This is a genomic window from Endobacterium panacihumi, assembly GCF_050847465.1.
Classification (GTDB): Bacteria; Pseudomonadota; Alphaproteobacteria; order Rhizobiales; family Rhizobiaceae; genus Neorhizobium; species Neorhizobium panacihumi.
The window spans coordinates 347,045-370,278 of the sequence record NZ_JBOZRA010000002.1 but is presented as its reverse complement, the minus strand read 5'-3'; the positions used below and the strand labels follow the sequence as shown (position 1 = coordinate 370,278).

General features: G+C 58.6%; 16 protein-coding genes. 10 read left to right on the top strand and 6 right to left on the bottom strand.

Features of this window, described 5'->3' with window-relative positions; genetic code table 11:
• Nucleotides 1-8 precede the first annotated feature (8 nt).
• Nucleotides 9-1,259, bottom strand: a complete 1,251-nt coding sequence (locus ACRQ1B_RS13545; protein ID WP_432294203.1) for a PAS domain-containing protein — start codon at nt 1,257-1,259, stop codon at nt 9-11.
• 308 nt (nt 1,260-1,567) lie between these two features.
• On the opposite strand from ACRQ1B_RS13545, the gene ACRQ1B_RS13540 reads away from it, so the two are divergent.
• Genes ACRQ1B_RS13540 through ACRQ1B_RS13530 form a run of 3 tightly spaced genes read left to right on the top strand, consistent with a single transcriptional unit; the run spans nt 1,568 to nt 6,529 of the window.
• Nucleotides 1,568-2,242: a TetR/AcrR family transcriptional regulator gene (locus ACRQ1B_RS13540; RefSeq protein WP_432294202.1), complete on the top strand. Its 675-nt coding sequence runs from the start codon at nt 1,568-1,570 to the stop codon at nt 2,240-2,242.
• Nucleotides 2,239-3,363: an efflux RND transporter periplasmic adaptor subunit gene (locus tag ACRQ1B_RS13535; RefSeq protein WP_432294200.1), complete on the top strand. Its 1,125-nt coding sequence runs from the start codon at nt 2,239-2,241 to the stop codon at nt 3,361-3,363. Before ACRQ1B_RS13540 ends, ACRQ1B_RS13535 begins: the two co-directional genes overlap by 4 nt.
• Before the next feature lies 1 nt (nt 3,364).
• Nucleotides 3,365-6,529 carry an efflux RND transporter permease subunit gene (locus ACRQ1B_RS13530; protein ID WP_432294199.1) on the top strand — a complete coding sequence of 1,055 codons (3,165 nt, stop codon included), beginning with the start codon at nt 3,365-3,367 and terminating at the stop codon, nt 6,527-6,529.
• A 28-nt stretch (nt 6,530-6,557) separates the two neighbouring features.
• Here the strand turns inward: ACRQ1B_RS13530 and ACRQ1B_RS13525 are convergent, their stop codons facing one another.
• On the bottom strand, nt 6,558-6,833 hold the full coding sequence (locus ACRQ1B_RS13525) for a hypothetical protein (protein WP_432294198.1): 276 nt from the start codon (nt 6,831-6,833) through the stop codon (nt 6,558-6,560).
• Between the two features lie 256 nt (nt 6,834-7,089).
• On the opposite strand from ACRQ1B_RS13525, the gene ACRQ1B_RS13520 reads away from it, so the two are divergent.
• Entirely contained in the window at nt 7,090-8,043 is a 954-nt protein-coding gene (locus tag ACRQ1B_RS13520; RefSeq protein WP_432294197.1) for a choline ABC transporter substrate-binding protein, read from the top strand.
• A 605-nt stretch (nt 8,044-8,648) separates the two neighbouring features.
• Nucleotides 8,649-9,620, top strand: coding sequence for a LacI family DNA-binding transcriptional regulator (locus ACRQ1B_RS13515; RefSeq protein ID WP_432294196.1), 972 nt, complete (start codon nt 8,649-8,651; stop codon nt 9,618-9,620).
• Between the two features lie 116 nt (nt 9,621-9,736).
• Here ACRQ1B_RS13515 and gudD read toward each other — a convergent pair whose 3' ends face one another.
• The 4 genes from gudD to ACRQ1B_RS13495 all read right to left on the bottom strand — a co-directional run bounded on the left by gudD (nt 9,737) and on the right by ACRQ1B_RS13495 (nt 15,345).
• A complete protein-coding gene (gene gudD / locus ACRQ1B_RS13510) occupies nt 9,737-11,095 on the bottom strand; it encodes a glucarate dehydratase (RefSeq protein WP_432294195.1) in 1,359 nt (452 codons plus the stop codon).
• A gap of 105 nt (nt 11,096-11,200) precedes the next feature.
• Nucleotides 11,201-12,721 (bottom strand): galactarate dehydratase, encoded by a 1,521-nt coding sequence (garD, locus tag ACRQ1B_RS13505; RefSeq protein ID WP_432294194.1) that lies wholly within the window; start codon nt 12,719-12,721, stop codon nt 11,201-11,203.
• A gap of 111 nt (nt 12,722-12,832) precedes the next feature.
• Nucleotides 12,833-13,915, bottom strand: coding sequence for a mannonate dehydratase (locus tag ACRQ1B_RS13500; protein WP_432294193.1), 1,083 nt, complete (start codon nt 13,913-13,915; stop codon nt 12,833-12,835).
• A gap of 71 nt (nt 13,916-13,986) precedes the next feature.
• A complete protein-coding gene (locus ACRQ1B_RS13495; protein WP_432294192.1) occupies nt 13,987-15,345 on the bottom strand; it encodes an MFS transporter in 1,359 nt (452 codons plus the stop codon).
• Nucleotides 15,346-16,258: 913 nt separating this feature from the next.
• Between ACRQ1B_RS13495 and ACRQ1B_RS13490 the strand changes: the two genes are divergently transcribed.
• From ACRQ1B_RS13490 to ACRQ1B_RS13470, 5 genes are read left to right on the top strand one after another with little or no spacing between them, the layout of a single operon-like run.
• Nucleotides 16,259-18,046, top strand: a complete 1,788-nt coding sequence (locus tag ACRQ1B_RS13490; RefSeq protein WP_432294191.1) for an IucA/IucC family protein — start codon at nt 16,259-16,261, stop codon at nt 18,044-18,046.
• Complete coding sequence (locus ACRQ1B_RS13485) at nt 18,030-19,757, top strand: IucA/IucC family protein (RefSeq protein WP_432294190.1); 1,728 nt, start codon at nt 18,030-18,032, stop codon at nt 19,755-19,757. The genes ACRQ1B_RS13490 and ACRQ1B_RS13485 overlap by 17 nt, the downstream gene beginning before the upstream one ends.
• Entirely contained in the window at nt 19,754-21,028 is a 1,275-nt protein-coding gene (locus tag ACRQ1B_RS13480) for an AMP-binding protein (protein ID WP_432294189.1), read from the top strand. Before ACRQ1B_RS13485 ends, ACRQ1B_RS13480 begins: the two co-directional genes overlap by 4 nt.
• Nucleotides 21,025-22,335: a DUF6005 family protein gene (locus ACRQ1B_RS13475; protein WP_432294188.1), complete on the top strand. Its 1,311-nt coding sequence runs from the start codon at nt 21,025-21,027 to the stop codon at nt 22,333-22,335. Before ACRQ1B_RS13480 ends, ACRQ1B_RS13475 begins: the two co-directional genes overlap by 4 nt.
• Entirely contained in the window at nt 22,332-23,198 is an 867-nt protein-coding gene (locus tag ACRQ1B_RS13470; RefSeq protein ID WP_432294187.1) for a sugar phosphate isomerase/epimerase family protein, read from the top strand. Before ACRQ1B_RS13475 ends, ACRQ1B_RS13470 begins: the two co-directional genes overlap by 4 nt.
• Nucleotides 23,199-23,234: the final 36 nt, after the last annotated feature.

Sequence of the window (23,234 nt, the reverse complement as noted above, 5' to 3'; positions counted from 1 at the left end):
CTTCGTCATCAAGCCAGAGAAAGTTCGTCGTCCCGCATCAAATTGCCGATAACCAACTGGGATACATTGAGCTTGACGGTGTCGTTCAGCGATAGAATGTGATCGAGTCCGCTGCGCAGAATCTCCTGAAACGCCTGAAGATCGGCGAGAAGATCGGACAGAACCGTCGTCTCCAGATATCCCGCCTCGACCTTGCCCATGACCCGTATGGCGGCAAGACCGGAACTCAGCCGTTTTATCTCAAACATTTCCTCGGCGAAGCTTCGCACCTCGCGCTGCACATCAAAGACCGTGCGCACCGCATCGTCCTGGTAACGATTGCGCTGCTGCTTGAGCAATTTCGCCTCTTCGAGGTGATCAAAATTTGGCAACGTTATTTCACGATCGAAAACCGCGGCAATTTCGCCCTGCACTTCTGCCGTGGCGAGCAGAAATGCGCCTTCATGGATCGCCTGTGATACACGCTCGGTCGCTGCGATGAACCGGTCGAGCCCCAGCCGGATCTGACCCGACAATTCTTCGTAAGTGGTAGAGATCGTGCTGATCGCCTTGCCCGTATCCCCCAGCCGGCTGGCCTGCACGGTCAGGTTCAACGGCACGAAACGATATCGCTGATAACCATCGGCAATGGTCGAGGCCGCTTCCAGCAGAAGCTTCGAGGCCGACATGAGTTGGCCGTAAAGCGAGACCGCCGGGTGGGTTCCTTTTCCCAGATGCCCGATCCGACTGACCGTTTCCGCCGTCAGGCTTGCGCCCATAAAACTGTCATAGTTCGAGAAACCCAAAGCGGACAGTCTTTGCAGAAGACGCTCCGCACTCTGGGATGGAGAAAGCCCCTCGCTTTTCTCCATCTCCAGCAAGTCCGCATATGCCCACGCCACGATCGGCAGCAGCGTGCTGCTCGGCTTCATGCGCACCGACAGATAGCCGCCCGCGATCGGCGTGATGATGGCATAGACCCAATAGAACCGGCCATCCTTGGCGCGGTTTTTCACATAAGCACCGGTCGGCTTGTCCTGCTGCAACCGATCCCATAGAAGCCGAAAAATGGCGCGCGGCATATCGGGATGGCGAACGATGTTATGCGGTTTCCCCAGAAGTTCCGGCCAGGAAAACTCGCTGATCCTCTGGAAGACCTCGTTACCAGCCTGTATTTTTCCGCGTTCATCCGTTCGCGAAAAGAAAAGCTCGTTAAAGTCGAGAGGTATCTCGCTCTCGCAGCGGAATTGCCTTTCGAGACGGGAAGACTGATCGCTCATAGAAAATATCCAGCAATATACACCTCCCCAGAATGATAAAACCAACTGCGATATCAGTAATTTTATTCAAAACCCGGCATTTGATCGAGATCAAAGCGAAATACTGCCGTGCGGGCCAATCCACTGGAAAACCGGGCTTTTCAGACGCGAAAAGCCCATAACCATTTTTGGTATGAATGGCTGGCGGTCATGCCATCCGTGACTTGTCTAGCCCAAGCGCGGTTCATAAAAAACGCGACGCCACACAAATGTCACTAACTGCCACGATTATTGCCACTTAATGTCATCTTGATCATCAGGGAAAGCGAATGAACAGTCGTCGCGAGGATGCCCGCCTGACGGTCGCCCGTCATGCCGCAAGGCTTTTTGTCGAAAATGGCGTCGCCGCCACCAGTGGCGCGCAGATTGCAGCTGTCTCCGGGCTCTCCGAACGCACCATATGGCGCTACTTCGCGTCCAAGGAAAGCTGCGTCGAGCCTCTGTTTTTATCAACGGCCATGCGTTTTCATTCCAGACTGCGGCAATGGCCGCGCAGTGTTTCGATCGAGGCGCATCTTCATGAATGCTGCAAACTCGATGACGTTTCGCCGGAAGACGCAAGTGATGGAATTCTGGTGGTTCATCTCATTGCGCGCATGGCAGCCGAGCCGGCATTACGCGCCGTCTGGCTGCTCGCCTGTCACGCGGTGGAACAGGATATGATCGCCATCATCGCCGATCGTCTCGATCGCTCGGCACGGGACTTTGATGTTCGTTTATGCGCCGCAACCGTTGCCGCAGCCATTCGCATGATCGATGAAACCATCAGCATCGCCTCGATCGACCACGGACAGCAATTTACACCGGAAGAAATCGTGCAGCAGCTTTCGCAGGCGATCCGCAAGGCCAGCACGCTGCCGATCTGCGACCCGATCGAGCCGAATGTTTTCAGCACCGGTCGCGCAGCGGCAATCCATCAATCACCCGCAGGGGAAAGATCATGAACACCAAAAACGTTTCGCGTTTCGACATCTCCTGCTTCAGCACCTACGCAACTGCGGCCCTGCTCGGCCTCGTTCTGCTTGCCGCGGCGGGCGGTGTCGGCGCACAACAGCCTGCCAAACAGGATGGGCCGCTCGAGCTTGCCCAGGTCGATGTCAGCAAGGCAGTCCGTCAGGATATCGCCACGGAAGTCCGTATTGCCGGCTCGCTTACCCCCATCCGCCGCTCGACGCTCACCTCGCGGGTCTCCTCGACAATCGTGGAATTGCCGGTTCAGATCGGCGATGTGGTCAAGGCAGGCGACCTGCTGGTGCGCTTCGATACCGAGGGCCTGTCGTCAGCCGTGACCGCCCGCAAGGCGGAAATCGATGCTCTTGGTGCTCAGATCGAACTGGCGGAATCCGTACTCGAGCGCAACACCGCGCTGGGAGAGCGGGGGGCGGCATCCGATGCAACCCGCCTGGAGGCACGTGCCAATCTGCTCAATCTGCGCGCCCAGTTGCGATCGAAACAGGCAGAGGTCGCGGATGCCGAACGCTCGCTCGCCTATGCGGAACTGCGAGCCGAATTTGATGGCGTCGTCTCCACGCGGCCCGTCGATCAGGGCCAGACCGTCCCGCTGAATACCGAACTGATGACGATCGTCGATCTCAGCCGCATGGAGGTCGATGCGGGCGTGCCGACCAGCCGCATTCCTTTGGTGCAGCTGGAACAGCCGGTCGCCCTCTCCGTCGAAGGGTTTGCCGGCCGCACCTTCGATGGCAAGGTCATGCGCATTTCACCGACCGCCGTTGCCGGATCACGCGCCGTGCGTGTTTTCGTTGCCATCGACAACATCGAGGGCCTGCTGCGCGGCGGCATGTTCACCACCGGCATTCTGCAGGTGGATGCGCAAAAGGATGTCGTCGCTCTACCGGCCGCCTCGATCCGTCATGATGCGGAAGGCACATTTGTCCTGAAGGTTGAAGGCGATACACTTCGCCGACAGCCGGTCACACTTGGCATGAGCTGGACCGACCGCAATCTCGTGCAGGTTTCCGGGGTGGAGGAAGGTGAAACTATCGTCACCGCACCACTGCCGGATCTCGTCGCCGGTACCGCCGTAAATCTTGGGGGCCAGTGACATGTTTCTCACCCGCATCAGTGTCGGTCACCCGGTTTTTGCCACCATGATGATGGTGACGATCCTCGTGGTTGGCCTCTTCTCCTATAGCCGGCTCGGTGTCGATCAGTTCCCGGAAACCGATCTGCCGATCGTTGTGGTCGCCACCACCTATACGGGCGCCTCCCCGGCCTCGGTGGAAAGCGAAGTATCGCGGCCGATCGAATCCTCGCTGAATACCATTGGCGGCATCGACACGATCACCTCGGAATCCTACGAAGGCCGCTCGATCGTCGTCGTACAGTTCGAACTCGACGTTGATAGCCAGGTTGCGGCCCAGGAGGTACGTGACCGCGTGGCGCGTCTGGAAGCCGGTTTTCCTGACGAAGTCGATACCCCGCAGGTCACCCGCTTCAATCCGGACGACCAGCCGATTCTGTCGATCGCCGCCTCCTCCCCCACCCGGACGCTCTCGGAAATCACCACACTCGCCAACCGCGTCATCACCAACCGGCTGAGCGTCATCGGCGGTGTCGGCCAGATCTCGCTCGTCGGCGGCAGCGAACGTCAGGTTCTCGTCGTCGTTGATCCCGACCGGCTGGAGGCGTACGGTGTGGGTGTTTCGACGATCATGGATGCCATTCGCCGCGAAAATCAGGACCGCGCTGCCGGAACGCTGATTTCCGGTATCAACCAGCGCATCGTCACGGTGGAAGGCCGCATTCCCGACGCGGCGGGCTTCAACAGCATCATCGTGGCACAAAGCGGCGGTTATCCGGTCTATCTCTCCGATGTCGCCTCCATCCTGGATACCGGCGCGGAAATCACCAGCCGCGCGACCTATCAGGGCGTACCCTCGCTCGGTCTCGATATCGTCAAGGTGCAGGGTGCAAACACTGTCGAAGTGGCCTCGGCCCTGCGCAAGGAGATCACCACCCTTAACACCGAGCTTGCCAAGGAAAATGTCGAGCTCACCATCACCCGCGACAATTCCCGGGCGATCGCCTCTCAGGTCTCGGAAGTGCAGCGCACACTGATCGAAGGCGGTGTGCTGACGGTCCTGATCGTGTTCGTCTTCCTGAATTCCTGGCGATCGACCGTCATCACCGGTCTGACTCTGCCGATCTCGGTCATCGGCACCTTCGCGGTCATTTATGCGCTCGGCTTTACCCTCAACACGATGACGCTGATGGCGCTGTCGCTGTCGATCGGTATTTTGATCGACGATGCAATCGTCGTGCGAGAAAACATCACCCGCCATCTGCAGATGGGCAAGGACCACATCAAGGCGGCGCTCGACGGCACCAACGAGATCGGTCTCGCCGTTCTTGCCACCACGCTCTGCATCGTCGCCGTCTTCCTGCCTGTCGCCTTCATGGGTGGCCTGATCGGACGTTTCTTCCTGCAATTCGGCGTCACCGTTGCGGCTGCCGTGATGATTTCGCTGTTCGTGTCCTTCACGCTTGATCCTATGTTGTCGAGCGTCTGGTACGATCCGCAGAGCCAGAAAGGCGCCAAGCGCGGTTTTCTCGGCCGCGCCGTCGAGCGGTTCGACCACTGGTTCGAAGGGCTGGCCGGGCGTTATCGCTCTCTCATTCACTGGACCTTCGACCACCGCAAGACGACGATCGCCATCGTCGCCGCCATGTTCGTTGGCAGCTTGGCTCTGATCCCGCGTATCGGAGCCGAATTCCTGCCCCCGGCCGATCAGGGTGAAGTGAGTGTCTCGCTGGAATCCGCCCAAGGCTCCTCGCTCGATTATATGGCCGCCAAGGTCACTCAGGTGGAAAAGGCGCTGCGCGAATTCCCTTACGTTTCTGCCACCTATTCAACTATCAACTCCGGTGGTGCGCGCGGCTTCAACCAGGCGAATGTCGCCGTGCAGCTCGTGCCCAATGACGATCGTTCGGTGACGACGGCGCAAAGCATCGATCCGATCCGCCAGCGGCTCGCCCGCATTGCCGGGCTCGAAATTTCCGTCGGCCAGTCTTCCGGCATGGGCGGATCGTCGAAACCGCTGCAGCTTTCTATCCTCGGCGACGGCGATCAGGAACTGCGTCGTATCTCCGACCAGATCACCACGGCGCTTGCAGCCATTCCAGGCGCGACGGAAGTGGAATCCTCGATCGAAAACGTCAGGCCGACGCTTGCCGTGCGTGTCCGTCGCGAGGCGGCGAGCGATCTCGGCGTCTCTATCGCCACGATCGGCGACACGTTGCGGCCGCTGGTGGCAGGCGACGCCATCTCGGTCTGGAATGCGCCGGACGGTGAGTCCTATGACGTGACCTTGCGCCTGCCGGCGACGGGACGGCGCGATGCCGCCCAGTTGCGCAATCTCACCATTTCCACCGGCCGCACCGACGATGACGGCAAACCGATCACCGTCCTGCTCGATCAGGTCGCCGATGTCGTCGAAAGCACGGCACCGGATGCCATCACCCGCAAGGACCTGTCTCGAGAGGTGCGGATTTCCAGCAATGTCGAAGGCCGGGCGCTGGGCGACATCACCACGGATCTCAACGCCGCCATCGCCAAGATGGATATCCCCGTGGGTTACCGCATCTCCTTTGGTGGTGACGCGGAAAACCTTGCCGAAAGCATGGGTTACGCCGTGCAGTCGCTCGTTCTGGCCATCATCTTCATTTATATCATTCTCGCTTCGCAATTCGGATCGTTCATCCAGCCGATTGCCATCATGATGACGCTCCCGCTCTCACTCATCGGCGTATTGCTTGGATTGCTGTTCACCGGCTCGACGCTCAACATGTTCTCGATGATCGGCTTCATCATGCTGATGGGCCTCGTCACCAAGAACGCCATCCTGCTGGTCGATTATTCCAATCTCGGCGTCAGCGAAGGCAAGACGTTACGCCAAAGCCTTGCGGATGCGGGAGCGGTGCGCCTGCGGCCGATCATCATGACCACGCTGGCGATGATTTTTGGCATGCTGCCGATGGCGCTCGGGCTTGGCGAAGGCGGTGAACAACGCGCACCGATGGCGCATGCGGTCATCGGCGGCTTGATTTCGTCGACCCTGCTGACACTGGTCTTCGTACCCGTGGTTCTGACCTATCTCGACGGCATGGGACGACGGGTCAGCCGCTGGTTTTCCCACTCTCCGGAAAAGCAGCAGGGACACGCGCTGGATGTGAACGTCAAGGAGAATGTTCGTTCGGAGAGGATCTAGGAGACTGTCGTTACCACACGTCAGTACTTCAGTATTGCTCCGGGTGAACGGCCATAGGAATTGCCGAGCAGGGCAGCTGTGTCGAGAAGAAGGGGTTTGGACGAATTTCGTGCCTCGCGCGACTGGGGTTCTTCACCTTGACTTCGCCGAGACCTGCAATGGAGGTTTCAGCACCGAAAGCCGTCGAACTGTCGACTGCCGCAAAGGCAACTTCGATGATCGTCCTGCCCTGCGCCTTGGCGAGATCGTGCTCGATACGGCCTTGCCTGAGATTTCGCTGGCCGTGGGCATCGTTCGTCTTCATTAAGCCGCCTCCGCGCGATCGTGCCACGCGGCAGCGATGTTCTGGTTGTTATTTCCATGTTTCTCCACATGAAAAGCGCTTGCGGACCTGCGTCGGTCAGCGGTTGCCCCGGCCAGCGATACTGCGGTTTCCGCCATGGTTTGCGCGCGCTTTGGCTGTCCGGGAACGCGCGATCAGACGCTGCGACAGCATGCAACACTTGCTTCCATGGCTCGCACGCTGTTACCAGCCCCGCAGGAAATGGAGCAAGGATAACATGCACATCAGATCTCACCTGGCTTTCACTGCGGCAATCGCCACATCCGTTTTCGGGTTTGCTTTTAATGCCCATGCACAGGAACCGGCTGCCTGTAAAACCGTGCGGTTCTCGGACGTCGGATGGAGCGACATTTCTGCGACGACGGCCACAGCGTCGGTCGTGCTTGAAGCGCTGGGTTACAAGCCTGAAATCAAGCTGCTCTCGGTGCCCGTGACCTACAGCTCGCTCAAGAGCAAGGACATCGATGTTTTTCTCGGCAACTGGATGCCGACGATGGAAGCGGATATCCGCCCCTATCTTGACGATAAAAGCGTGGAGACGCTCGGCGCTAATCTGGTCGGTGCCAAATACACGCTCGCCACCAACGCAAAAGGCGCCGATCTTGGGATCAAGGATTTCAAGGACATCGTGGCTCACGCCGATGCCATCGGCGGCAAGATTTACGCGATCGAGCCGGGCAATGACGGAAATCGCCTGATCCTCGGCATGATTGAAAAAAACCAGTTCGGCCTTGGTGCGCTTGAAATCGTCGAGTCGTCAGAGCAAGCCATGCTCGCGCAGGTGATGCGCGCCGATCGAGCGGGCGAACCGATCGTCTTCCTTGGCTGGGAGCCGCATCCAATGAATGCCTCCTTCAAGCTGACCTATCTCACGGGCGGCGACGAGGTCTTCGGGCCAAACCTGGGTGGTGCGGAAGTGCGCACCAATGTGCGGGCCGGTTACACTCAGGAATGCCCGAATGTTGGTGCGTTCCTGACGAACCTCAAGTTTTCACTTGGCATGGAAAACGAAATCATGGGCGGCATCCTCAATGATGGTGAGGATGCCGAAGACGCCGCCACCGAATGGTTGAAAGCCAATGGCGCCGCAATCGAGCCATGGCTTGTCGGCGTCACCACGGCAGACGGCGCACCCGGGCTTGAAGCGGTCAAGTCGGAACTTGGCCTCTGATCCCTATCAGTTTGGGGGAAGCCGTATCTGCGGCTCCCTCCAATGCTGAAAACCGGGCAAGACGGATCGGCCGAAAATGCCCGGCCTCAGGTTTTGCTCGCGTATGCCGGGAGCGCGTCTTTCATCTGAATTGATACTCGATCTGTCTCGACTGTCGCAGCACACCATGTCTTTGCGCCGAGGCCAGATGGCGCGGCCGTATCGGAGCGCCGGATTGCTGGTCGCAAACACGATCTGCTCGTCTGCCGGCATGCGAATGATCATGTTCTTACCCAATCTCTTCATCTGAACGGCAGCCAATAGCGCCGCCAGAGATCAGGCTTCCAGCTCCCGCGTCGATTGGATCGACGAACGGGCCGTGGACCCGCGACCGGACGCGTCATTGAGCCGCCGCAGCGTTCCAGATGATATCGCTACCATTCACACTGTGAGGTATCGGACGCAGTTGCGGCGATTGGTCACCAGAGCCGCATCGAAAAGGGGTTTGGTTTGTGACGAGGACTGACTGATAGTAATGTCGAAAAAGCAAAGTGACGCTTGCCATGTCCATTTCAGACAGACCCGCGGAAAAAAGCCGGAGTGGTCGCTCATCCGGTGCAATCACCTTGTATGAAGTTGCAAGGCTGGCCGGCGTGGCTCCGATCACCGTTTCGCGCGCGCTCAATCAGCCGGAACTTGTTGCAGCCAAAACCCTCGAAGCCGTCAAAAATGCAGTTGAGCGCACGGGGTATCTGCCTAATCTTCTCGCCGGCGGCCTGGCGTCGCGAAAAAGCAGGCTCGTCGCTGCGATTGTTCCGACAATTGGAAATTCGATCTTTGCCGAGGCGACCGAGAGTTTTTCGGAGCGATTGAACAAGGCCGGATACAAGATGCTTCTCGGGATATCGAACTATTCCGCGAGCAAGGAAGAGGATCTGGTCACCGCCGTGCTCTCACGCCGGCCTGACGCGATCTTTCTGACAGGGATCACACATTCCCGTAACACCCGCAGCAGACTGCTGGCCGCTCAGGTGCCAGTGGTTGAAACATGGGATTACACATCGGCGCCGCTGGACATGCTGGTTGGTTTCTCTCACGAAAAGCTTGGCCAGGCGGTTGCCAACTACCTTTACGACAAGGGGTATCGCAGGCTTGGCATGGTTTGGGCGTCGGACGAACGCGCGCGTTTGCGGCAAGTCGCCTTTCTTTCGACCCTTGCTGAACGCGGCATTACCGATGTTCAGATCGCATCCGTCGAGCCACCCGGCACGCTTAAAAAGGGTCGCGACGGCATCGCGGAAATTCTCGACCATCGCAAACCGGTCGAGGCGGTTTTCTGCAGTTCTGATATTCTGGCACACGGGGTCCTGACTGAAGCCCATGCCCGCGGCATATCCGTCCCGGGTCAGCTTGCCGCCATCGGTTTTGGTGATCTTGAATTCGCACCGCACACGTTTCCGGCCTTGTCGACGGTTCATATCGACCGCAGCAAAATCGGCCACCTGGCAGCAGAGGCGGTTCTTGCACGACTTGACGGGCGCGAACATGGCAGGATTTTCGACGTCGGCTTCAAAATCGTTGAACGCGGAAGTACCTGACCATCAACGACGTTCTCCGGATTGTGCCGCCAGTCTTTCGACGTTGCGCGGCACAAGCCGGAGCGTCCTGCGCAGGCATCATCATGCCGGCGCAGGGCATTTGTCGGCTGTCAAGCTTATGCTGCGGCTCGAACCAACGCCGGCTTCTTGTTGTCGAACTTCCAGTCGTTGATCAGGAACTGCATGGAGATCGCATCGTCACGCGCCCCGAGACCATGCTGCTTGTACAGTTCGTGCGCCTTTCCGATCTGGTCCATATCGATTTCGACACCGAGGCCGCCTTTCTGCGGAACCTCGACCATTCCACCCTTGATTTCAAATGGCTCCTTGGTCAGGCGTTGACCGTCCTGCCAGATCCAATGCGTGTCGATCGCGGTAATCTTGCCCGGCGCCGCTGCTGCGACATGTGTGAACATGGCCAGTGAAATATCGAAATGGTTGTTCGAATGCGAACCCCATGTCAGTCCCCATTCGTGGCACAATTGCGCGACGCGAACGGACCCCTGCATAGTCCAGAAATGCGGATCGGCCAACGGAATGTCGACCGAATGCAACTGGATTGCATGCCCCATCTGGCGCCAATCCGTGGCGACCATGTTCGTGGCGGTCGGCAGGCCGGTGGCGCGGCGGAATTCCGCCATGACCTCTCGGCCGGAATACCCTTTTTCTGCGCCGCACGGATCTTCCGCATAGGCCAGTACATCACCCTTGCCCTTGCACAAGCGAATTGCTTCTTCCAGCGACCATGCACCATTGGGATCGAGCGTGATGCGGGCCTGCGGGAACCGCTTTGCCAGCGCCGTCACCGCCTCGATTTCCTGTTCCCCTGCCAGCACGCCGCCTTTCAGTTTGAAGTCATTGAAGCCATAGCGTTCGTGTGCCGCTTCCGCCAAACGTACGATTGCTTCCGGCGTCAGGGCTTCCTCGTGGCGAAGACGGAACCAGTCAGACTTGGCATCGGGCTCGGTGCGATAGGGAAGATTGGTCTTCCTGCTGTCACCGACATAGAACAGGTAACCGAGCATTTCGACGGCGTCCCGTTGCTGTCCTTCGCCAAGAAGAGCGGCAACCGGCACTTCGAGAAATTGGCCGAGAAGGTCGAGCAAGGCAGCCTCGAGCGCCGTGACCGCATGGATGGCAACGCGCAGGTCAAAGGTCTGAAGACCGCGGCCGCCCGAATCCCGATCCGAAAATTCCTTGCGTGCGGCATTGAGAATGCGATTATAGGAACCGACAGGCTGCCCCACGACCAGCGACCGAGCATCTTCGAGCGTCTGGCGGATTTTTTCGCCTCCGGGAACTTCCCCCACACCGATATGGCCGGCGCTATCCTTGAGGATAACGATATTGCGGGTGAAGAACGGCGCATGAGCGCCCGAAAGGTTGAGCAACATGTCGTCGTGACCGGCGACCGGGACCACCGTCAATTCGGTGATCCTCGGGGTCGATCCAGTATGAGCTGCCTCTAGTGTCATCTTGTCTCTCCTTTTTGATAGTCGAGAGCGTGAAATATGCGGCCATGCCCGCTCTCGATTGGCAAAAGGGCTGCGCGCATGAACAGCAACCCCTCCTCCTCCGCATCAGGTGACGGGCGCCGGGTTGAAAAGCGCCATCGAATTTCTCAACTGCCAGTGATCAGCCCATGTTTGCTGTTTGCCGCTGGCAACCTCCAGAATCATCTTGAAAATCTCCATGCCCGCCTCTTCCAGCGTCATGTGACCCGTCGCGATGCGGCCGGCGTCGAAATCGATGAGATCGTGCCAGCGTTGAGCAAGCGTCGTGCGCGTCGAAACCTTGATCACCGGAACGATGGCAAGCCCGTAAGGCGTGCCGCGGCCGGTGGTGAATATTTCGACATTGCAGCCGGAGGCCGCCTGCAATGTGCCGCAGATGAAGTCGCTGGCGGGCGTCGCGGCGTAAAGCAGCCCTTTCTGATTGGCTTTCTCACCGGGGGAAAGAACGCCGACGATCGCGCTGGAACCGGATTTTGCGATGGAGCCGAGCGCCTTTTCCACGACATTGGCCAGGCCGCCCTTCTTATTGCCGGGAGACGGATTGGCGCTGCGGTCGCTTTCGCCCGAGGCAAGATAATCGTCGTACCAACCCATCTCGCGGATCAGCGCCCTGCCGACATCTTCATTGGCGGCCCGTGGCGTCAGGAGATGAATGGCATCACGCACTTCCGTGACCTCGGAAAACATCACGGTGGCGCCGGCGCGCACCAGCAGGTCCGCAGCAACACCGAGCGCAGGATTGGCAGTGACACCGGAAAAAGCGTCGGACCCGCCACATTGCATACCGACGACGAGATCGGCGGCGGGACAGGTTTCACGTTGACGCCTGTTCAATTCGGCGAGCTTGGTATCAGCCATATCCATGATCGAGGAGATCATGTCGCCAAATCCCATATGCCTTTCGTCCTGAAGCGCAACGATGGAGGCTGCATTGCCATTCGGCAGGAGCCGTTCAGGCTGGAGCTTTTCACAGCCGAGACTAACCACCATGACCTCGCCGCCGAGGTTGGGATTCGTTGCGAGATTCTGCAGCGTTCGAATGGGAACGATGGCTTCTGGTGCGTTGATGGCGACACCGCAGCCATAGACATGCTCCAATGCAATGACGTCATCGACATTCGGATATTTCGGCAACAGCTCGCTCTTGATCTTCTGCACCGCGATATCCAGAACGCCCGCAACGCATTGAACACTCATGGAAATGCCCAGAATATTTTTGGTCCCTACGGAACCGTCCGGATTGCGAAATCCTTCGAATGTATAGCCTTCCAGCGCTGGCTGCGCGGCGGGTGTCCGCGTCGCCAAAGGCAAGCTGTCGAGGGCGGGCGCGTCAGGTAGCCGGATAAGAGATTCTTCGATCCAGCTGCCTTTTGCGATCGCCTGTTTCGCATGGCCGATGATTTCGCCATAACGCAGAACTGCGCCATTCTCGGCAATGTCGACCAAGGCAACCTTATGCCCTTCCGGCACGAATTCGCGCAGTACAACGCCGTCAGGAAAGGTCGTTCCTTCCGGTAGGCCGAATGCATTGACGACGATCGCGACGTTGTCAGCGTCATGGACCTTGATATGAAGTGGGGTATCCATCCTTGCTAAACCTCCCTGAGATGTTCGTTTTTACGATGGCGAGACATCACCGCTTGCCTGTGCACCAGCCGTGCTGTCTTCGGTTACGCGACAACGTTTTGCCATAACCGTTCATGCCGCCGCGGCTTGCAGCAGGCCCTGCGTGTAACCGAGGGCGAATGAAAAGAAGCGCTCGCGCCCGGGATCGAGGTCCGATAGCGGCACATGGTCGGGGCACAGAATGCCGTTGTAACCAACGCTTCTGTAGGCCTTGATACACTCGAACATATCGACTGAGCCTTCATCCGGCATGGCCTCGCGAAAATCGAGATAACCGCCTTTGATATTGCGGAAGTGGACCATGAAAATACGGTTGTCCGAGCCAAATTCACGAATGGCTTGAAGAACGGTTTCGGTCGGGGTGGCCGACATCTCCGCGATCGTGCCCTGGCAGAAGTTGAACCCATGCATCCGAGCTTCTGGAGCGAGGGCAATGAACTTGCGCAGACCGTCGAGTGAACCCAGAACATGTTGCACGCCATTGAGACCGCCGGGCGGATAGGCGGGATCATGCGGATGGCATGCCAGCCTGACACCGCATTCTTCGGCAACCGGCAGTAGATTGTCCACGAAATAGCGGATAGCGCTCCAGCCGTCCTCTTCGCTGATGACACCGGCTTCCGATGCCATGACCTGTCCGCCGGCCTGTGCCGTCCGCATCGCTCCCACGGGCGAATGGGCGCCGCCTGCACCATCTTCCGGCAGGATGACACCCCAGTAGGAAAATCGGGCGTCGTTCTCGGCCTTGTATTCCGAGGCCGTGAAGGTTGAACACATCATGCCGCCGCGGCCCTCGACCGTTCCGGTGCGCGTGATGCCCACCATGGCGACCGTATATTTGACCAGCGGCACGCCAGCCTCGCCTGCTGCGCGAATATTCTGCTTGAGGCGCGCGATGGCGGCATCGGCTTTTTCGCGGTTGCGCAGGCTATCCAGCAGCACCGAACCCAGATCGAGCGCCATTCCGTCCAGACTCATTCCGAGATCTTCGATCCTCTGGCGCTGCGTCGTTATCTTTGCCGACACCCATCGCCCGTCTTCGCCGATCACCTGATCGTTTGGACGAGAGTCGATGATGATGCCCTTGCATCCGAGTTGGGCGGACAGACGCATACGGCCATCCGTGGGATTGATAAGCTGCTCACCGATATACATTGCAATCCTCCTTGGCGTTCGAAAGGATGGCTGTGCGGCCTCGTTAAAAAGCCGCACAGCGTATCGTCCCGCTAGTGTTTCAGCACCATGCGCTTGATGTCACCGACGATGACAAGATAGCTGATCGCTGCCACGAGCGCGTTGGCGCCAATGAAGATCAGTGCGCCATTGAAGGAGCCAGAGGTCTGCACGATGTAGCCGATGATGATCGGCGTCGTGATCGACGAGATATTGCCGCACATGTTGAAGACGCCACCGGCAAGGCCAGTGATTTCCTTGGGCGCGCAATCCGACATCACGGCCCAGCCCAGGGCACCAATACCCTTGCCGAAGAACGCAAGCGCCATGAAGAACACGATCACCGACTGAACGTCCGTGTAATTGCATGCGATCATCGACATGGAAAGAATCATGCCCAGAACGATCGGCGTCTTGCGGGCCGCCGTAAGCGACCAGCCGCGCTTGAGCATGGCATCCGAAATGATGCCCCCGAGTATGCCACCGGCAAAGCCGCAAATCGCGGGAATGGAGGCAACGATACCTGCATTGAGAATGGACATGCCGCGCTGCTGCACGAGATAGACCGGGAACCAGGTGATGAAGAAGTAGGTGATGGCGTTGATGCAAAACTGACCAATGAAGATGCCGAGCATCATTCTGTTGGCGAACAGCTGGCGCACGTAGTCCATCTTTGCACCGCCCGCGGCATCCTTCTTGCCGGGAGCGTCCATGTTGACGAGGCCGCCGCCAGCGGAAATGTAATCGATCTCCGCCTGGTTGATCTTGGGATGTTCCGACGGATTATAGATAACCTTCATCCAGATGCCGGCAACGATGATCCCGACGCCGCCCATGAAGCCAAAAGCCCATGGCCAGCCGAAATACTGGGTGATGAACCCCATGATCGGCGCGAAGATGACGGTTGCGAAATACTGCGCGGAATTAAAGATGGCCGAAGCGGTTGCGCGTTCGTGGCTTGGGAACCAGGCTGCGACAACGCGACTGTTGCCTGGGAAAGAAGGGGCTTCGGCGAGGCCGACCATAAAGCGAAGGGCAAACAGGACGGCAAGCGCGGCGCCGCCGGCGAAAAAGCCGACAAAGCCCTGCATGATCGTAAAGGCCGACCATAAGGCAATCGAAAGCGCATAAACGATTTTTGACCCAAAGCGATCCAGCAGCCAGCCGCCCGGCAACTGGCCGACGACATAGGCCCAGCCAAAGGCCGAAAAGATGAATCCCATCTGCGAAGGCGTCAGCCCAATGTCACGGCTGAGCGCCGGGCCGGCGATAGCGAGCACTGCCCGGTCAGCGTAGTTGATCGATGTCACCACAAAAAGCATGACGACGATCATCCAGCGAATGTTTGTCTTCCTTACCTCTTTTGCAGGCGTGGTCGATGCCTGCATGCGAGGCGCATTCTCAATATCCATTGTTATCTCCTCACTCCTCCAGGCCTGCATGGCCGACGCACCTCGACAGCTTGCAGGACAGCTGCGCTCGTCAGGGTCACCACAATGGCAGACTGGTAGCGCTACCACCAAACCCTAGATCTTCGCCAAGGACGCGCAATGCGGTATGATAAGCTGCGGCAATCTTGCCCGCGCTGAGATCGCGTTAGACCGGAAATACCGGCTTCAGCCGGCCAAACCTCGGTCTGGCGTATATCAAATGCGGCACTGGGACTGATTGGATGATCGAAGTTAAAGGCAAACGTTCGCGTGCGGTTTGAAACACTCGCCGGACGTCCGTGGCAGATGTTGTCCCTTGTCGGGCGGGCAACGATTGCAGCGCTGATGCGAGCAATGAACGCGAGGTTTTGTTGCTGCGGCGGAGATGGATGCCAAACCTCACCCATCCCCTCACGATGTCGAATTGCGAACGCTCGACATGAAAAACAAGCGGGGGTCGTCTGCCTCGACTTCCTTTCGATGATATCAGTACGGCAGCCCTTGAACGCGCAAACATCCGAACAGCCGGGTAACTGATAACGATCGCTCAGAGGCCGGGCCTTGCGCGGTTTTGTCCAAAACCCGATTACTGACAGGATCGCACTCGCCATCCAAGGCGTTGGGCGAGACGTTCGCCCAAAGCCTCCGTTTGGGCCACTCGTGCGCATTCTGAATTTTTATCAGTCTGTGTGAAAAATACGAGAATTTGAGTCGTCTTTAAGTTCGTGACGTATCCAGGAACTCGATGAGGCGCCGACATGACGAAGGACGGACACACCGGATTTGAGCCTGACAGGGCGATTCCCTTCCAACGCGATTTCGAGGGACACGTTATCGCATGCGCTCGCCGCACCGCCGCGGCCACCCGATACAGCGATCGCTAGGCGGGATGCGCATGTCCAGATCATGGAAGGCGGCCGAGAAAGCCAGTTTTCAGAGCTTTGCCAATTGTTACCTGCGGGAAGTCGATGGCGGCAGGGCGGCAGCTCACACCGGTCGCTCAGGGCTAATCGATTGCATTGAATGGCTTCTGCATGGCGACCGTATCATGCTCAGAGCGGAAGTAACCTCACCTTCGCTCTGCGGCCCCAGTCATTTTGGCCAAATCTGGCGCCGCGCGTTTTCGGAAACGGCGTGGCACGAGGTGGACCCCATGCCCGCCCTGCAGGCGCTGATGCGCGAAGCCTATCGCAAACTGCGCGGATCGAATGGCACCACGCTGCATGGCTGCGAGACGGAGCTTTTGCTGCGGGTCATGGACAGCCATCAGCAGATCAACATCAATATCGAGCACGCCCTGGCGAAGTCGGATGAAGGCAATGATTTCATTGCCGCCGAACAATCGCTGGTCTTCGGACACTGGCTGCACCCTACCCCGAAAAGCCGGCAGGGCATGACCTTCTGGCAGCAGGAAACCTATGCACCGGAGTTTCACGGGCGTTTTCAGCTGCATTATTTTGCCGCCAGAAGCGATCTCGTCAGTCATGCATCGGCCAATCTGCGTATGGCGGACAGGATTGTTGCCGATATCGCTCGATCGGGCCAGAACGACATTCGCCTTGAGGATGGTGAGACACTGCTGCCGATGCATCCGCTGCAGGCACAGGCGCTTCTGCTTGATGCCGGCATCCAGACGATGGTGTCGGATGGGACTTTGCGCAGTCTCGGCCCGGCCGGTCCGCTGTTCACGGCCACATCGTCTGTCCGCACCGTCTGGAGCCCGGACGCCGACTGGATGCTGAAATTCTCCCTGCCGGTGCGTATCACCAATTCGGTGCGCACCAATGGCCGCGATGAACTGCATGCCGGTGTGGCCATGGCAAGATTGGTGGATCGGCTGCGATTGGGTAGTTTGCTGCCATCCTTCCACATCATCAAGGACCCGGCCTTCATCACGCTCAATGTGGAGGGGCGCCGGGAAAGCGGCTTTGAGACGATCCTGCGGGAAAACCCTTTTCGCACCCGTGGTGGTGCCGGTATCGTCACCCTCGCAGCGCTGACCGCCGATCCACTGCCCGGCGGCCTGTCGCGGCTGGAGCGGATCGTACGGAAGGTTCATGCCGCCGAGACAGGCACCATCACCGCCACCGCCACCACATGGTTCAGGCGTTACCTCGCCTGCGCCGTAGAGCCGTTGATCGTGCTCTACGACAGACATGGCATTGCGCTCGAAGCCCATCAGCAGAACAGTCTTGTTGATATTGGTGGCGGTTATCCGCGCCTTGGGTTTTACCGCGACAATCAGGGTTTTTATCTTTCCGAACGCCACAGGCCACTGATCACCAAGGCGGTGCCTGAAACAGACAAGATAGGCTCACTTTATTTCCCGGACAGCGAGATCCGCGATCGGTTCGCCTATTACCTCATCGTCAATCAGGTGTTTTCCGTCATCAGCCGAATGGCGCATGATGGGTTAGCCGACGAAGTGGAACTGTTGCGGATCCTGCGTGCACATCTGGAAACGCTGGCACTCACCCTGCAGGGTCTCGGGCGTGACTTCCTCCGGCATATCCTCGACGAAGGCGAGATCGGCACCAAGGCGAACCTTGCGACCCGGCTGGTAGATGTCGACGAGCTGAGTTCGGCCAATGGCCACTCGCTCTATCGAAAAATGCCGAACCCGCTGAACCTTGCCGCCCTTACCATTACCAATAGGGAGAGGCCTCATGCCATTGCCTCTTGAAATTCAAGCCGAACCGCAGGACCGGGTGATACGGCAACTTGTTGCCGCGATCCTGTTCGAAGGTCTGGTTCCATTTCGTGCAGAAAGCCAGACCAGCCTGGCATGGACGCTCGATGGCAAAGATTACCGTTGCCGCGCCTCGTTTGGCGCCTTCGGCCGCCCGCGCATAGTCCCGCATTCCATAGAAATGAAAGAGGCTCACGGCGTGTGGGTGCCGGCATCGCTGCCCACCATCGTCATGGGCCTGCCAGGCAATGGCATTACCCGCAGCAGGCTTTTGCGCGAACTCGAACATACGATCGCGCTTTGCCAATGGAACGAAGACAACATTCCCACCCGCAATCGCCGCGAGATGGGTTTTGCCGATCTCGATGGCGCGCTGCATGAAGGCCATCCCTACCATCCCTGCTTCAAGGCGCGCTACGGTTTCACCCTCAAAGACAATCAATTGTACGGCCCGGAATCGGCCGAACCTTTCCAGCTTGTCTGGACGCTGCATGCGCGGGAAAAGATCCGTCAGGTTCTGGGAGCGGAAGAAACACTTTTCTGGCGGCGTGAACTGGACAATGACGTCTGGAACGAGATCGATGCCGCACGGCAAGCGCGCGGGCTGAGCTGGCGAGATTTTGCTCTGGTGCCAATGCACCCATGGCAATGGCGACGATTGAAGGACGGCGTCGGCCGCGAGCTCATCGCCGCCGGCAAGCTGCATGGGTTGGGCCAGCTTGGCGATCGTTACCTCGCCAGCCAGTCTTTGCGCACGCTGCACAATCTCGACCGCCCGCAGGCGGCCAGCATCAAGCTGCCGCTCGATGTGGTCAACACGTCTTCCCGGCGTATTCTCGATCCACATTCGGTCTGCACCGCACCGGTTCTTTCGCGCTGGATTGCCGACATGGTGGATGGCGACCCGGCGTTTTCCGACCGTTACCCGCTGGGCATTCTCGCGGAATATGCCGGCGTGCTGGCCGAGAAAGAGGGCGAACTTTCCGGCCAGATCGGCGCCATCTGGCGTCAGAGCGCACTCAAGGATCTGCAACCCGGAGAATCCGTCATTCCCTTCAATGCGCTGATGATGCTGGAAGCGGACGGAAAACCCTATCTTCAGCCTTGGATCGAAACCTTTGGACTGATGCCGTGGGTCAACCGGCTTCTGGAAACCGCCATCCTGCCGGTATGGCATCTGCTCGTTCATCATGGACTGGCCGTTGAAGTGCATGGCCAGAATATGCTGCTGGTTCACCGTGATGGCTGGCCGGTGCGGCTGATCCTGCGCGATTTTCATGAAAGCGTGGAATTCTGCCCGGCCTTTCTCCGCGACCCCGAGACCGCGCCGGACTTCCTGTCGCTTGATGCACGGTACCGCGATGCCGCACCCGACCAGTATTACTGGACCGACAATCTGGATAGCCTGCGCGAACTCGTGGCCGATACGCTGTTCGTCTATAATCTGGCGGAAATCGCGCATCTTCTGGAGCACGCCTACCAGCTGCCGGAGCCAAATTTCTGGAAACGGGTGGAAACCATTCTCTCCACCTATGCGACCGAGCACCATGCAGGCCAGCGGATGGCGGCACTCGGTTACGACCAGCCAGGCGTGCTGACGGAATCGCTCCTCACCCGAAAACTGCTCGCCCGCGAGCCGGAATATCACCACACCGTGCCGAACGTCTTTGCGAAAGCCGTGGCCGAACGGAGGATCATGCCATGATCAGGATTGGCGACCAGTTTTACGACAAGGCACATTTTGCCAAACGATCCGCCGAAGTTGACGCGCTGACCGGCATTTCGGCAGGCATGCGTTACGCCGTATGTTTTGTCGATACCGCCGAATGGCTGGCACTGTTTTTCGCCATCCGCGACGCCGGTGCCAGTGTCCTGCCGATCCACTCCGGCACGCCTTATCCGGCCGCAAGAAAACTGGCGACACAGGCCGGCTGCGCGAGACTATTCTACAACAGTTTTACCGGCGAGGTGTTGCCAGGCGGTGCGGTGAAGAGCAGCGAAGGCGAATTACTGCAAATGAGTTCAGGCACAACGGGCGCGCCAAAGCTGATCGCCCGGACATGGAAAAATATTGACATCGAAATCGCCAGCTATGTGCGCAATTTCACCCTGCCGGAAACCATGACACCGATTGTCGCCTGCCCGACAACCCATTCCTACGGGCTGATCTGCGGTATTCTTGTGGGCCTGCATCGCGGGGTTACCCCGCATATCGTCGACACATCCAATCCCAAACATATCCTGAAAGTGATGCGCGAGACCGAGAGGCCCCTGCTCTACACCTCACCGGCCATCCTGCACATGCTGGCGCAGCTTCTGCCGGCCGGCGAGAGAATGCACGCTGCCATGACGTCCGGCACGCTTCTGCCGGAACCTTGGTTCGTCCGTATCCGCGAAAAATGCGATCACCTTTTCCAGCAATATGGCTGCTCGGAAGCCGGCTGCATCGCCATCAACCCAAATCTCACCGCCGCCAATGACATGGGTTACATCCTGCCCCACGCCACTGCGGAAACGGGTTGTGATCTGACGAGCGCTGCCGAGATCGTCATCGCCAAGGATGGCAGCCAGCCGATCAATACCCGCGACCTCGGCTACCTTCGCGCCGATGGCATGCTCGTCTTCGTGTCGCGCATGGATGACATGATCAATGTCGCCGGCCTCAACGTTTATCCCGCGGATGTCGAGGATGCTGTCACGGCCATGCCCGGCATGATCGATGCCGTAGCTTTCCGCAAGACCGACCGTTTTGCCGGCGAGCGTGTCGCCCTCTTGTTCAGTGCCGAAAGCCCCGTTTCCATCGCTACGCTCAGAGACTGGCTCAGCCGCCGTCTGGCCAGCCATCAACTGCCTTCGGAGATGATCCAGGTGGCGGAAATCCCGCGACAGGCCAATGGCAAGATCAGCCGCCGCGACGTTGCCGAACGCCATGCCGCCGGCGCATTTCTTCCCGTCCAGACCGGAGTGGCCTCATGACCCGCGACGAAATTCTTTCCGCCATCGAAACCCTGCTCACCGACCATATGGCGCATCCGCACATGCAGGGTTTTGCCCCTGATGCCCGACTGAACGAGGATCTTTATCTCGATTCCGTATTGATCCTGCAGGTGTTCCTGAACCTCGAACTGGAGTTCAACCTCGCCATGCCGGAGGAGGCGATCTCCGGCCAGGATATCCAGACGGTCGAGGACCTCATCGGTCTCTATCTGCTGAAGACGGCGACGCTACCGGTCCCGGGCTTTGCCATGACAGGCGGAGATACGGATGAAGGCGTGCATTGCGAAGCCTATTACGACATCAAGGTCCACTGCTTCGTCAGCTGCGTTTGCGACGGCTTGAAAAAGCGTGGCCTGGACCAGAGACCGTTCTATTTTGGCGTCTGGGACGCCAAATTCGCGATCAGCGACCGATATCAGCTGCGTTACCACGCCAACGATATCAGCCAGGAGTTTTTTCGCGCATGGTTCCAGCGGCTTTACGGCGTGACCGTGCATGAATGGTATGATCCGGCGCTCAGCCAGGCCGACAATCTGGCCGTCATGACCGATCTGGTCCGCGACCGTCAGGAAACGGATTGCGTGATGGTCATGCTCGACATGTTCCACATGCCGGAGCGCGAAAACAAGTTCAACCAGAACCCTTTTCCACATTACCTGATGCTGCAGGAAACCGGCGATCCGGCGAACTGGTTCGTGCATGATCCCGATTATCGCTGGGAAGGCGTGATGGAACGGGAGAAGGTGATCCACGCGATCATGCAGCCGACGGTCGGCGGCGGATATGCCTTCGATATTGCCGAGGCGCGGACACCGGACCCGGAAGACCTCAAAGCCTATTTCGAAGATTGCTTCATCGCGGCGCGCAACCCGATCGCGGATGCGGTGCGCACCATCGTGACCGCGCATCTTAAGGGCACGGATGGCCTGTCACTGGCCAATCTGGAACTTGCCGTTCGCGAACTGCCGGTGCTGACAATCCGCAAATATGCCTATGAGCACGGCTTTGCCTTCTTCTGGCGCGCGCTCAAACTGCCCTCTGCGGAATTCGAGATCTGGTGCGAAGAGATTGAGGCGCTCGTGCAGTCGCTCAAGAACCTGCATTACGCCTGCATGAAACTCTCGCAGACCAGTGACCCTACCCATGCAGTAAGCGTGTTTTCCCAGCTGGATGAGTCCGATCGCATCGAGAAGAAGCTAAAGCAGAGGCTCGGCGAGGTCTTCTCCCAATGGTGCGCGGAAAATTGCGCATCATCGCTGACCAACCTGCGGAGGCTTGCCGGATGAACATTTCCCTTTGCACCATCACCTTCCGCCACCAGTTGATCTCGCTTTCCGAGATCGCCAACTTTGCCTGCGAAAATGTCTTTGACGGGATCGAACTGTGGGGAGCACATGCTCGCAACCTCGCGCCCCAGATGGACAAGGATGCGGACTGGCTGGCGAGTTACGGCCTCGCCGTTCCGATGATCAGCGATTACCTGCCGCTTGACGGCGATGATGAGGTCCTGCGCCGCAAGACCGTCGAACTGTGCCGGCTGGCGCGCCGCTGGAAGGCAAAAAAGATCCGCACGTTTGCCGGCGGCAAGGCCAGCGCGGACACCACCGCCAACGAACGCAAACATCTGGTCATTCGCCTGCGGGAGGTCGCGACAATTGTCGAAAGCTACGGTATCGACCTTCTCGTCGAGACTCATCCGAACACGTTGGCTGACACCGGTGCCTCGACCATCCGGCTGATCGAGGAAGTGAACCACCCGGCACTGGCGATCAATTTCGATGTCCTGCATGTGTGGGAGGCGGGTGATGATCCGGTCAGACTGCACCGGTCGATCTGCGAGCATGTCCGGCATTACCACCTGAAGAACATTTCCGACCGGTGCCATCTGCACGTGTTCAGCCCCGGTAACGTCTATTCGGCCGCCGGTGACCGCACCGGTCTGACGCCGCTTTTCGCCGGCGCCGTCGATTATGACGCTATCTTTGCCGGCATCCCCGCCATGGCCCGCGCCGACGTGTCTCTGGAATGGTTCGGCAATGGCGCCTTCGACCTCCTCGGCCGTGATTGCGAGACGCTCCGCGAGCGTTTCGGATTTGAAAAAGCTCATCAATTTCCTGGCGAAGCGCGGTTTTTACAAACCGCGCCGTAAACCTACAAAATATGACTTCATAAATCATGTTTTTGC